Below are 12,579 nucleotides of genomic sequence, written 5' to 3'. Positions count from 1 at the left end.
CCTCACCCCGTTCGCAGCACAGCCACCAACAACCCCATCAGGGCGCTCCCCGCCACCAGACTCAGCCACACCCTCCCAACCCTGCGGGTACTGAAGACGCCCACAGCAACGGCAATCAACAGCACGAACCCCATCAGTGAACTGGCCAGGACCGAAACGGACGTCCTTACCCCCACCAGGGCGGGCAACAACAACGTCAGTGCCATGGCGGTAACGGCGGTGAACACGTAGCCGCCCAGCGAGGCGGCCAGCACACGGCTCGCCACCTGCCAGCGATAGGCCGCTTCCCGCCCGGCCGGAGGCTTGGCCGTACGCGCCGCCTCCGGCGCCCGGGGCCAGCGGCGCTGCAGCATCAGGGCCATTCTTCCCAGCATCAACCCGAATGCCAGTGCGACCAGCTCCACGCCGGCCTGCTGCCATGCGCCGCGCTGCAGATACATCAGCAGCCCCTGCCCGGTGGTTGCCAGATTCACCAGCGGCAGAGCGAGGCACAGTGCTGCAGCCAGCCACAACTGCTCAATCCAGGCCAGGCGCGGTAGGCGCCAAAGCGCATGCACCACCGAGGCAGCGCAGGTCAAAAGGAAAATGCGTATTTCCCACGCACTGCGACCGCTCATTTCCAGCGGCAGCAACCGATTGCCGTACAGGTAGACGATGCTTGCCAGTGCCACCCCAGCCAGCGATGCCACGTTGAAGGCTTCCGCGCAGCGGTAGATGCCCGCCGTGGCCGCGCCGAACTCATGCTCGCTGCGCTTGCGCCGCTTGATCGAGAACAGCAGCGTGCCGATGGCGATCATCGCCGTGCCCAGCAGGCCGCTGATGAAGTACAGCCACTTCATCGGCCAGCCGCCGAAATCGGCCTTGTGCAGTGCTTCGATCGTCTCATGCACCTGCACCGCGCCAATCGCATGCGGGCGTGCCCCATGCTGTTGCAGCAGCGTGCCGCTGGCAGCATCGAACGCCGCCCGGCTGGCCTCGGTCAGCAGATGCCTGTCCGCACCCCCCACGGGCTTGCGACCGATCACCTCCACAACGCTGTGCACGGTGCCGGGCGCCTGGATCACGATCAATGCCGGCGGCTGCCCGCTGATGGCCTGCGCGCGTGCCAGGAGGTGCTGCAGGTCTGGCAGTTGCGCGGTGGATACCAGGATGCCTGGCGGAGCCGGCTGCGCAGGCGACAGCTCGGCTTCGTAGCGCGCATAGGCGTCATCGGCATCGCCATAGGCCGCATGCACCGGCCACGGAAGATAGCTGCTGTAGAAGAAGGTCAGCCCGGTGTAGCCGATCATGAGCAGGAACGGCAGGGTCAGCACGGCGCTCAGGTTGTGCGCATCCAGCCAGCTGCGTTGTCCCTTGCCCGGGCGAAAGGTGAAGAAATCCTTGAAGATGCGTTTATGCACCACCACGCCGGACACCAGCGCCAGCAGCATGCAGGCCGTGATCCAGCCCACCAGCCAGTAGCCGGCCATGCCGCCGTGCAGGGTGTAGTGGAAGGACATGAAGTGGCGCCCGCCTTCGGTTTCCCGAAGACGAGGTGCAGGTCGCGGCATGCCGGCGCCGGCATCCAGCCAGCGCTCGTGCCCGGTCCCGTCGCCATCCTCCCATGACAGCTCCAGCGGCCAGCCGTGCTGCGCAGGCCAACGGATCTGCCATGCCCGGGCATCGGCGGCGTTGGCGGCCAGCCAGTGCTGCGCACGTACCGCCTGCATTCCCGTGTCCACCGCCGGCGAGGAGACCGGCACGGGGCCGGCCTCCATCCATCGCGTGATCGGCTCACGGAACACGCTGAGCGTGCCGGTCAGGAAGATCGCGCACAGCAGCCAGCCACAGGTTAGGCCGCACCAGGTGTGCAGCCACGACATGCTCTGCCGGAAGCCCGCTTTCATGCCTGCCCCGTGGCGGGCAGGCCGTTGCCCCGCCGGCTGCGGAAGATCACAGCGAGCCGCGCAGCGTCAGCATCACATTGCGAGGTTCGCCAAAGAAGTTGCCGCGGCGGATCTGGCTGATCATCGCGTAGTAGCGGGTGTCGAACAGGTTGGCCACGTTGACGCCCACGCTCCAGCGCGGATTGATCCGATAGCCGGCCCGCAGGTCCCACACGGCACGTCCCGCTGCGCCCATGCGCCAGTCCGGGTCGTCGTAGGCCGGATAGGAATAGCTGCTCTGTGCCGATACACCACCGCCTACGGAGAACGCGTTCCATTTGCCCGGCAGCTGATAGGACGTTGACAGGCGCAACAGGTGGCGGGGCGTCTCGGCGCTGATGGTCGCGCCCTCATCGTCGCGGCTGGTGACGTGGGTATAGCCCGCCATCATCTGCCAGCCCGGCGCCAGTTCGCCGCTGGCTTCCAATTCAAAGCCCTTGCTGCGCAGCTTGCCGCCATTGCGGTAGCAATCGGACGACGCCAGCGAGCCACGGCAGCTGCCCGGGTCGGATTCGTCCACCACGGCGTTGCCGGTCTTGCGGATGGAGAACACCGCGGCGGAGACATTCAGGCGGCCATCGTTCAATTCACCCTTCACGCCCAGCTCGTAGTTGGCGCCGATGGCCGGATCCAGCACCGAGCCGGACGCGGTGACGTACGAGCTCTGCGGCTGGAAGGTGTCGGCGTAGCTGGCATAGACCGACCATTGCGGGCCCAGGTCGTAGACGAGGCCGGCGTACGGGGTGAATTCGTGCTTCTGTTCGTAGTCGCGGCTCTTGGCGCCGGTGAAGCCATCGCTGGACTGGTACTTCACCCAGCTCAGCCGGCCACCCAGCGTGAGGTGCAGCGGTTCTGCCAGCTGCAGGCGCAGGTTGCTGTACACGCCGCTCTGCTGGGCGCGGGCGTTTTCTGACCAGTCCCACGCGGGCTGCAGCGGCTGCGCAATGGCGCTGTGGTCGGGTGCGTAGACATCAATCGGCACGTCGATGGCCAGGTCCGCCGAGCTCTGGCGGGTACGCTGGCGCGACCACATCGCGCCCAGCAGCACCTGATGGCTGCGGCCGAAGGCGTCGAAACTGCCGGTGGTGTGCAGGTCGATGCCATCACTGCGCACGCGCGAGCGGTTGAAATAGATGTCATAGAAGCGTGAACCGATGCCGGTGGCGCGATCCACCCCGCCCAGCGGAACCGCGACACGCTGGTCCAGATCCGACTCGGTACGGTTCACCGACAGGCGTGCCTTCCAGCGTTCGTTGAAGCGGTGCTCCGCCTCTGCAAAGGCTTCGTCGACGGAGCCCTCCTGCCGGTTCCAGTCCTGGATGAGCGAGGTGGAACGCTTGATGTCCAGCGCACCGCCATCGGTGTAGCGCGGCAGGCCGAACAGCCAGTAGCCGTCGGTGTCACTGGCCTGATGGCGCAGGCCGAAAGTCAGCGTGGTATCCGTGCCCAGATCGGCATCGATCACCCCATAGGCCACCGGCGTTTTCGATGAGGTGCCCCGCTGGAAGTAGTCGCGGTCCTGATAGGCGGCGACCAGTCGGCCGCGCACGCTGCCGGTAGCATTGAGCGGGCCACCGCCATCAACCTCGACACGGTAGTTGTCCCACGAGCCCACGGTTGCCGCCAGATCCAGATGGGCCTGGTCACGCGGGCGCTTGCGCACCATGTTGATCGCCCCGCTGGGATCGGCCGCACCCAGCATCATGCCACCGGCACCGCGCAGGACTTCAACGCGCTCGAGCACCGCGGTGTCGATCGGCAGCCAGCCCACGGGGGCATAGACGATGCCGGCCACGCCATCGACCAGATAGTTGCTGTCGTCTACGGTGAAGCTGCGGATCGAGAACTTGTGGTTGCCGAAGTTGCGGGCGGTCTTGGTCACACCCGTGGTCTGGGCCAGCGCCTCGTCCAGCGTGGTGAGGTTGCGGTCGTCCAGCTGCTGGCGTGTGATCACGCTGACCGACTGCGGGGTCTGGCGGATGCTCTGCCCCAGCTTGCCCAGGCTCAGCTCACGTGCCGTGTAAGCGCCATCACTTGGTGCATTGGCGGTCACGTTCACCGTCTGCAGGGTGGTCTGGGCCTCCTTGCTGCGCGCAGGCGATACCGCTTCCTGCGCCAGCGTGAACACGCCCGGACGCGTGGCATTGACACGCACCCCGCTCCCCTCCAGCAAGCGCGCCAGTGCTTCCTGCGGCGTGTAGCTGCCGGTCAAGGCCGGAGCGCGACGGCCCGCCACCGCCGATTCGCTGAACAGCACCTGCTGCCGGGACTGCTCGGAAAAGCGGCGCAGTGCGGCATCCAGCGGTTGCGCCGGGATATTGAACTGCATGCGCGCAGCCGGCTGCGCCTGTGCGATGGCCGGCGCCGCCAGCGCGCTGGAAATGCACAGTGCCAGCAAAGGCAGCCGCTTGGCGTGCACCCCCGTGGAGAACGCGCCAGCAACAAGTGCGCGCTTGATCTTCATGTACCCCATTACCGCTCCATCATGCTTGGCCGCTACTGGCCTCACTGGGGGTAAACGGAAAATGGCGGTGGGGTGGGAACCCGCGCCGGAAGAAATTTTCGTTCCGGCGTCAGCGGGTAACAGGCCGTTCGTCGATGCGATAGCCGCCTTGGGCATTGCGGGTTACCTGCACGGGCAACAGATCCGGCAGTGCTTCCAGGAAGGTGGCCGGGGCATCGGTGGCTGCGTAGCCGGAGACCGGCAGGAACTTCAGCCCTGGCTGGCCCAGCGTGACAGGATGGCCCAGATACTGCCCGACCTCCTGCGCCACTTCGTCCAGCGGGGTGCGCCGGAACACCAGGCGCCCGTTGCGCCAACCGCCAATGCTATCTGCACTTGCGGCGATGGGGCGATAAGCAGCGGTGAGCGTGGTAACGGCCAGGCCCTGTTCGGCGTGCAGGCTGACCGGCGAGGCGCCTTCGGCGCGATCCGGCTGTACCCGCACGTGCCCATGCAGCACCTTGACCACGACTTCGCCCGGCCCATTGCGCACATTGAAGGCCGTGCCGACCACCGTCACCCGGCTGCGCTGGGCATCCACAGTGAAGGGACGGTCGGCCGCCGGGGCGACCTCGAAGAACGCCTCGCCCTGGCTGAGCACCACTTCACGACGGGATCGATAGAAATGCACGGCCAGCGTGCTGCGTGCATTGAGCGAAATCCGTGAGCCGTCCGGCAATTGCAGATCACGTATCTCGCCCGCACTGGTGGCCACGTCCTGTACGTAGCTGGGCGCGGTATACCAGGCGTAGCCGACGTATCCCAAGGCCAGCATTGCCACGGCTGCAGCCGCCGCAACGCGTGGCAGGCGCCATGACCGTACGCGCCGCACCACCCTGCCCCGCCGTTGAATGGCAGGTACTGCTGGGGCGATCACCGCATGCGCGTCCGAGGCCAGCACGGGGCGCGGCAGCTGGCCGAGGTCGTGCCAGGTTCTGGCCACGTCGGCAAATGCCTGTCGGTGCGCTTCGCTCTCGGCCAGCCAGTGCTGCAGGGCCGCCTCATCCTTCGGTTGCCAGTCCGCATCCTGCCGCCGCACCAGCCACGCGGCGGCCGCCTCATGCAGGGCAAACGGGTCGGAACCTGCGGCAGAAGGGAGATCGGTCATCGGCAGGGAAAGTCAGCATCGATGGCAGGCGCCAACGCCTCGCCTGTCCCGCTGGCTTGATGCAGTTCCTGCATCTGTGCCAGAGACGCATAGCGTACCCGCACTTCGCAGTAGGCAACCGCTCGCGACAGGTGCTTGACCACCATGCGGCGGGAGATCTGCATGCGAGCGGCAACGTCCTCTTGGGTCAGTCCATCGAAGCGGCAGAGCACGAAGGCCTCGCGTTGACGCTCTGGCAGCTCGGCCAGCGCTTCTCGCAGGCGCTCCAGGCGCTGCCGCTGGGCGCTGAGCTGCAATGGGCACTGTGATTCATCGCTGGCGATGGCCTGGACCGCATTCTCGGCATCTGCCAGCGGCAGGGTCTGGAGACGGCGGCCCGCGGTGTGCTCACGATATTCATCGGCCACGGTGTTCATCACCGTCCGCCGGAAATAGGCACCTTGCTGGTCGCACGACGCCAGTGCAGGGTTTGCCGCCAGCCATTTGACTGCACCGTCGTGCAGGGCGTCCTCACGGTCCCCACCCCTGACACGCGCAAGGCTGCGCAGAATCGGCCCGCGCCAACGGGCATAGGCTTTCGCAAGGAGATTACCGCCCGTTGGCGAGGCGTCTTCCGGAATGCCCGCCTCCGTGGAGGGGGCCCGTTCCACATTGCTGCCCGTGCCCCGGCCTAGCGTGGACACATCACCCTCAGGGCGAATGCCTGCGGTCTGCACAGGTAGGGCGGGGAATTCACGTTGGGAGCCGGAGTTCTGGCCGCCATTGGCGGCGGAGGAGATGGGATACCACAAGTGTAGTGAGAGTCATTTGCAATTGAAACTCCCCCTAACCCGCCCTTGCCGCGCGCGATTGCGGCAATGCCCGCCGCCAGGCGTCATTCCGCTCAGAGTCCTGCACCCTGAAGGAGCTGGGTCTGCTTAGTATCCGCTCTTAGCCAGAAGCGAACATTCGCCGAGCCCGCCAACCGGGCAGCCATTGCTCACTTGCCGGTCATCTTCAACGCTGCTTCCGGCAAGCGCGCGCCGCTGATGCTGATCTTGGCCATTTGCACATCGATATGCGCCAGATCCGCATGATCCAGCACCAGATCCACTGCACCCAGATTTTCATCCAACCGATGAAGCTTGGTCGTACCCGGGATCGGCGAGATCCACGGGTGCTGGGCAAGCAGCCAGGCCAGGGCGACCTGCGCCGGCGTCACCCCCTTCCCTGCAGCCATCGCCTTCACCACCTCCACCAACGCCATGTTGGCCCGGCGTGATTCGGCGGAGAAGCGCGGCACCGCATTGCGGAAATCCGTTGCATCGAACTGCGTGTGCTCGTCGATCTTTCCAGTCAGGAAGCCAGCACCCAGCGGGCTGAAGGGTACGAAGCCAATGCCCAGCTCCTCAAGCAGGGGAAGCAGCTCTGCTTCGGGCTCGCGCCAGAACAGTGAGTACTCGCTCTGCACAGCCGTCAGCGGCTGCACTGCATGCGCCCTGCGGATTGTCTGCGCACCCGCTTCGGACAGGCCGAAATGCGCGACCTTGCCCTCTGCAATGAGCGCCTTCACGGTATCGGCAACCTCTTCGATGGGTACCGCCGGGTCAACACGGTGCTGGTACAGCAGGTCGATGCGCTCGGTGCGCAGCCGCTTCAGGCTGGCTTCGACAGCTGCCCGGATGTGTGCAGGCTGGCTGTTGGTGCCTGCCCCGCGGGCACCGGTGACCGGGTCGATGTCGAAACCGAACTTGGTGGCGATCACCACCTGGTCTCGAACGGGCGCCAGTGCCGCGCCCACCAGTTCTTCGTTGGCAAAGGGGCCGTAGGCTTCGGCGGTGTCGAAGTGGGTGATGCCGCGCTCCACCGCTGTGCGGATCAGCGCGATCATTTCCTGCTTGTCGGCGGCCGGGCCATATGCCGAACTCATGCCCATGCAGCCCAGGCCGAGGGCGGAAACTTCAAGGCCTTGTCCAAGGGTACGGAACCTCATGGTTGAATCCTCATCGGGCAGTGTGCGGAGTGGCCAACCAGGCGTTGACGCTCTCCATGGTTCTGCGCTCCTGGTCGGCCTGCATCACGAATGCCTCCAGGATGCGTGCGTTGGGCGCATGGTGGGCGAGCACGCGCAGGCTGCTGCCCACGCCGTAGCCGCCATGGGTGATGAACGGCACGATGGTCTTGCCACTCATGTCGTGCTGCGACAACAGCGATCGAATGATCGGCGGCGCGGTCTCGCCCCAGATTGGAAAGCCCAGGTACACGGTGTCGTAGCAATCAATGTCGGCAATGCGGGTGCGCAGTGCTGGCTCTACCCCGTCGTCGCGCTCCTGTCGCGCCTTGGCTACCGTTTCAAGATAGTCCGCCGGGTAGTCGATGGCAGGCTCTACCTGGAACAGGTCGCTGGGCATGCTGCGATGAATGAGCCCGGCAACCACCCGGGTGTTGCCCGAACGTGAGAAGCAGGCAACCACTGTCCGTGCGCCTGATCGACCAGCTGCCGTGCCTTCCTGCGGCGCTGCGGCCGAACATCCCAGCGGGAGTGATGCCAAGGCAGCGACGACTGCCCGGCGACCAGGATTGGGGGTTGGAATCGTCATGGCGCCAATCTACGCCCCCAAAACACATTCGTGCAGAGGCATAATCGGATATCGCTTATATCCGGTGCGCATCAATGAGCGTCGAGAACTACGATCAGCTGGCCATGTTCGCGCTGGTGGCGCGGGAACGCAGTTTTACCCGGGCTGCTGCCCAGCTGGGTATGTCCCAACCCGCCCTCAGCCGATCGATGCGCCAGCTGGAAGAACGCCTGGGCGTACGCTTGCTTGCGCGGACCACCCGCAGCGTTTCGCCGACCGAGGCCGGAGAGCAGTTGCTGCGGGTGATTGCACCGCGCTTCGAGGAGATCGATAGTGAGCTTGCCCAGCTCAACGCGTACCGCGACAAACCGGCCGGCCGCCTTCGCATCACCGCAGGTGAACACGCTGCGCTGACCGTGATGCAGCCGGTACTGGGCAAGCTGCTGCCGGCCAATCCTGACCTGAACATCGAGGTGATTGTCGACTACGGGCTGACCGACATCGTGGCCGAGGGCTTCGACGCCGGTATCCGCATGGGTGAGCAGGTGGCCAAGGACATGATTGCCGTGCGTGTTGGGCCCGACCTGCGCATGGCCGTGGTCGGATCGCCCGCCTATTTCCAGCGCCATCCGAAGCCGAAATCACCGCACGACCTGACCCGGCACAACTGCATCACCATCCGCCTGCCGACCCACGGTGGCATTTTCGCGTGGGAGTTCGAGAAGAAAGGCCAGGAGCTGAAAGTACGCGTGGAAGGGCAGTTGGTGTTCAACAACATCGCCCTGCGGCTGGGCGCTGCGCTGGAAGGCCTGGGGCTGGCGTACATGCCCGAGGATCTGGTGCGGCCCCATGTGCAGGCAGGCACCCTGGTCCACGTGCTGCAGGACTGGTGCCCCTCCTTCCCCGGCTACCACCTGTATTACCCCAGCCGCAGGCAGTCATCGCCTGCGTTCACCGTGCTGCGTGATGCGTTGCGCTATCGGGATTGAACGGCGGCACGGTCATGGCGAAGGTGCCGGGGTCTGTTCCAGTGCCTGCACTGCGCGGTCAGATGCGGCCGCATATCCGCTATGTGCCAGCAACTGGGCCAGGTGCTGCAACTGTGCGCGGCTGAGCCCCACGCGCTGGCTGGCTGCCATGTGTGAGCGCAACTGCGCCTCCACGCCAGGCAAGGCCGCCAGCGCGCCAACCGTTGCAAGTTCACGGCTCTGCCAGTCCAGGTTGTCGCGCTCGAAGATGTCGCCGAACAGGTGTGTCTGCAGGAACTGGTTGATGATGGGCGCGAAGTCCATGACCGGTCCAGCCACCGGGGCACCGGAGATCCGCGTCTGGTTTGCGGTACCCACGGCGCGCAGTGCATCACCCACCGGGATGTTTCCGCTCGGCGGCTGCCCAGCTGCGGTAGCGATACCCTTCGCCTCACGTTCGCGCACCACGCTCATCAGCTCGCCCAAGGCATTGAGGCTCTTGGGGAACCCCGCGTAGGCATACAGCTGCACGAGCACTTCCTTTGCCTCGCTCACGGTCAGGCCGGCATCAAGTCCCCGGACCAACGCGGTGTTGAGCTGGGGCATGTCACTGCTGGCTGCGGCGGCCGCAATCAGCGGGATCGCCTGCTGCCTGGGCGAAAGCGGCCCGGCAACAGGCGCCTCGATGCCTGCTGACGCTTGGCGGTACTGGTCATCACTCACCTGCTCCAGCCAGGCCACCGATTTTCCCTCTGCCACACCGGTTACCGCGAGATGGGTCATCGCGCTGTGCGGCGCGGCGCCGTGCCAATGCTTGACCCCGGCCGGACACACCACCACATCCCCGGCGTGTATCTGCTGCACCGGCTTGCCCCATTCCTGGGTCAGCCCAACGCCGGAGGTAACCACCAATCGCTGCCCGGCGGGATGGGTGTGCCAGGCCGAACGCGCGCCCGGCTCGAAGCTGAGGTATGCGGATGAGACCTGCACGTCCTTGTCCGCTGGGAACAGCGGATCCACGCGCACGTTGCCAACGAAGGTCTCTGCTGGACCGGCAACGGACGATTGTGTTCCCGACCTGGTGATCTGCTGCATGGGCATTTCGCCGGCGCCGGCGAACGGTGCCACCACGCTAAATGCAGCGCCCAGCAGCGCCGTCTGCGCCGGTGATTTACGAGGCGTGGTCATGGTGCAAGCGTCCGGGCGTAGAACGTGGTGAGCGAGGCGACGGCAGCATCCACGTACTTCGGCACCCAGTAGGTCTCGATGTGCGTGGCCCCCTCCAGCAGCACCAACTGCTTGTCGATGGTACCGGTTGCTTTGGCGAAGGCATCCTGGGTCATGTAAAGGCTGTCCGCCTTGCTGCCAGCAATCATCAGCAGCGGTTGGTTGATCAGCTCGATCTGGTTGGTGGCATCCCAGCGCATCAGGTCCAGCAGGCTGCTGGTCGTGTAGCGGAAGGTGGAATTGGGATGGGCATGGGTCTTCCAGTAGTACTCATAGCCCTGCCGATACAGATCGAAGGGGAGCTTGGCGATCTGCTCGTCGCTGAGGTTGGCATCGCCGGAGTACAGCACTTCGCCGCCGGCGGCTTGCTGTGCGCGCGCCTGCGAAGCCTGCTGCAGGCGCTGCTGGACGGTGTCCAGCTGCGAGTCGGCATAACCGTTGCGGCGAACTCGGCCAGAGTTGAACATGCTGATCGTGGCGACGGCCTTGAAGCGCTTGTCGGTCTGCGCGGCCGCCAGCGAGTAGCCGCCGCCACCACAGATACCGAGCAAGCCCAGGCGCGAGGTGTCTACCCAGGGGAATCGACTGATGAAATCCGCCATGCCGTGGATGTCTTCGATGCGGTGGGAAGGCATGTCCACGCTGCGCGGCTGGCCACCACTTGCCCCCTGATAGGCCGCATCGGCGGTAATGGCGATGTAGCCCTGCTGGGCCAGGCGTTGCGCGTACAGGCCGGCGACCTGCTCTTTGACCCCGCCATTGGGGTGGGCAACCACGATGGTCGGGTACTTCCGCGAGGCATCAAAATTGGCGGGCGTGTAGAAGTTTGCCGCGATCTCGATTCCATTCAGCGGATAGGACACCGAGTGAATGTTGACCTCACTGGGCACATTGCGCGTGATCGCACCTTCGTAGGCCAGTTTGAACGGGTTGAGCGTGTAGTCGGCAGCGGACGCGTTGCCTGCTGCCAATCCAAGAGACATCGCCAACAGCGTGGCGCGCACGATGTGCTTCATTCAAGTGCTCCGGGTTTGTACGGAACCCCGCCGGCGCGAGTTGCGGGCCGACATTGGGGGGGGGGCAGGAGTAAACCTAACGCCCGTGCACTCATGGAAACAGAGCATCAGCCGGATATCACTCATGCATGCATGATATGAATGATGCACGGGACGGTCCGGATCAACGATCCAGGTGCTTCTTCTGCAGGAACTCACTCACCAGATCGGCGATCTGGACGTTGTTGAGGTCCGAGAACAAGAAGTGGCTGTTGCCACGGATTCCCATCTCCGGCAGATGGATCAGGGTGACATCACCGCCCTGCCGATTGACGGCATCACGCCAGGTGCGGGCCATTTCCAACCGGGCCCGCCAACTGTCCTGCGCCGGCAGGTCAACGGGCCTGTCAGGGATGTTGTCGCCATACAGCACCAGAATCGGGATCCGGGTCAGCGCCTTGAATTCCGCGGGCGAAACCAGCGCCGGGGCGACGGTATCGAACGCGCTGGGAATGGGTGCCGGCGCATCGTTCTTTGCGAACACGAAGCTGCTGCCAGGCTCGAACGCGACGATTGCGCGGACGTTGGGGCTTTTTATGGCCGTCATCCAGCCAGGACCACCCGCCTGCGAATGGGTAAACAGGATCGCAGGCCCTGTCTTCTGCAGCACGGCGGCTACCCCGTCCGAGACTACGCCGAGGTCGAAGGGGCCGGTGTTGGGCGTGACCGAGCGGAAGAACTGGTCAAGCGCGGCCTCCCCTTTCGGAAACTGGCTGCCAGCGAAGTAGTTCGGCCAGAGGCCGATCCGGAACTGGTTGAACCACATCTGATCGTCTGCCACGGGCTTCAGCGTCGCCTCGACCATGCTTCGGCCGGCCTTGCCGCGCCGTGGCTGATCGATCAGGTAGGTAGCGAAACGACGACGCAGGAACAGGTTCTGGAAGCCCTCACGCCCATCGGCCGTCGTCTCCCAGCTCTTCGAAGACTGGCCCGCACCGTGCCACATCACGATGGGCAACGTGCGCGCGTTCACCGGCTTCTGGTAGAAGGCATAGACGTGATCGCCGTGATAGCTCTGGCCATCCGGATTGGAGGGCTTCAACGGATCGAACGTGCCAGACTCCTTCTTGGTCGTGCCCCCAGCGAGGAAGCTGCCTTGCGAATCGATCTGCAGTGGCTCGTTGGCCATGGCGGTCGTGGCGCAGAGGGAAACCGCTATCCAGAGCAGTGTGGAGGGGAAGCTGGGCACCAGAGTGCGAAGGCGCGTACGAGTCTGCATGGGTCACTCCGTGACA

The 12,579-nt window shown here is 65.1% G+C and carries 10 protein-coding genes; 1 reads left to right on the top strand and 9 read right to left on the bottom strand.

Annotated features, from left to right (window positions below):
• Nucleotides 1–2: 2 nt before the first annotated feature.
• The 6 genes from V9K93_RS09420 to V9K93_RS09395 all read right to left on the bottom strand — a co-directional run bounded on the left by V9K93_RS09420 (nt 3) and on the right by V9K93_RS09395 (nt 8,115).
• Nucleotides 3–1,886, bottom strand: a complete 1,884-nt coding sequence (locus V9K93_RS09420) for a PepSY-associated TM helix domain-containing protein (RefSeq protein WP_337302446.1) — start codon at nt 1,884–1,886, stop codon at nt 3–5.
• A gap of 46 nt (nt 1,887–1,932) precedes the next feature.
• Nucleotides 1,933–4,389: a TonB-dependent siderophore receptor gene (locus V9K93_RS09415; RefSeq protein WP_337302445.1), complete on the bottom strand. Its 2,457-nt coding sequence runs from the start codon at nt 4,387–4,389 to the stop codon at nt 1,933–1,935.
• 109 nt (nt 4,390–4,498) lie between these two features.
• Nucleotides 4,499–5,536 carry a FecR family protein gene (locus tag V9K93_RS09410; protein WP_337302444.1) on the bottom strand — a complete coding sequence of 346 codons (1,038 nt, stop codon included), beginning with the start codon at nt 5,534–5,536 and terminating at the stop codon, nt 4,499–4,501.
• The gene (locus V9K93_RS09405; protein ID WP_337302443.1) at nt 5,533–6,327 is read right to left on the bottom strand and encodes an RNA polymerase sigma factor; all 795 of its coding nucleotides are present in this window, start codon (nt 6,325–6,327) and stop codon (nt 5,533–5,535) included. The genes V9K93_RS09410 and V9K93_RS09405 overlap by 4 nt, the downstream gene beginning before the upstream one ends.
• A gap of 188 nt (nt 6,328–6,515) precedes the next feature.
• The gene (locus tag V9K93_RS09400) at nt 6,516–7,508 is read right to left on the bottom strand and encodes an aldo/keto reductase (protein WP_337302442.1); all 993 of its coding nucleotides are present in this window, start codon (nt 7,506–7,508) and stop codon (nt 6,516–6,518) included.
• 10 nt (nt 7,509–7,518) lie between these two features.
• Nucleotides 7,519–8,115 (bottom strand): flavodoxin, encoded by a 597-nt coding sequence (locus tag V9K93_RS09395; RefSeq protein WP_337302441.1) that lies wholly within the window; start codon nt 8,113–8,115, stop codon nt 7,519–7,521.
• A gap of 74 nt (nt 8,116–8,189) precedes the next feature.
• Here V9K93_RS09395 and V9K93_RS09390 point away from each other — a divergent pair, with 74 nt between their 5' ends.
• Nucleotides 8,190–9,083 carry a LysR family transcriptional regulator gene (locus V9K93_RS09390; RefSeq protein ID WP_025877180.1) on the top strand — a complete coding sequence of 298 codons (894 nt, stop codon included), beginning with the start codon at nt 8,190–8,192 and terminating at the stop codon, nt 9,081–9,083.
• A gap of 12 nt (nt 9,084–9,095) precedes the next feature.
• On the opposite strand, the gene V9K93_RS09385 is transcribed toward V9K93_RS09390, so the two are convergent.
• The 3 genes from V9K93_RS09385 to V9K93_RS09375 form a co-directional block, all read right to left on the bottom strand.
• Nucleotides 9,096–10,250 carry a (R)-mandelonitrile lyase gene (locus tag V9K93_RS09385; RefSeq protein WP_337302440.1) on the bottom strand — a complete coding sequence of 385 codons (1,155 nt, stop codon included), beginning with the start codon at nt 10,248–10,250 and terminating at the stop codon, nt 9,096–9,098.
• Nucleotides 10,247–11,305 carry an alpha/beta hydrolase gene (locus tag V9K93_RS09380; protein WP_088479178.1) on the bottom strand — a complete coding sequence of 353 codons (1,059 nt, stop codon included), beginning with the start codon at nt 11,303–11,305 and terminating at the stop codon, nt 10,247–10,249. The genes V9K93_RS09385 and V9K93_RS09380 overlap by 4 nt, the downstream gene beginning before the upstream one ends.
• Before the next feature lie 163 nt (nt 11,306–11,468).
• Nucleotides 11,469–12,563 (bottom strand): alpha/beta hydrolase, encoded by a 1,095-nt coding sequence (locus V9K93_RS09375; protein WP_337302439.1) that lies wholly within the window; start codon nt 12,561–12,563, stop codon nt 11,469–11,471.
• Nucleotides 12,564–12,579 lie beyond the last annotated feature (16 nt).

The organism is Stenotrophomonas sp. CCNWLW162 (assembly GCF_037203745.1).
GTDB lineage: Bacteria > Pseudomonadota > Gammaproteobacteria > Xanthomonadales > Xanthomonadaceae > Stenotrophomonas > Stenotrophomonas maltophilia_AQ.
The sequence above is the reverse complement of the archived record's forward strand: the minus strand, read 5'-3'. Positions and strand labels throughout refer to the sequence as shown.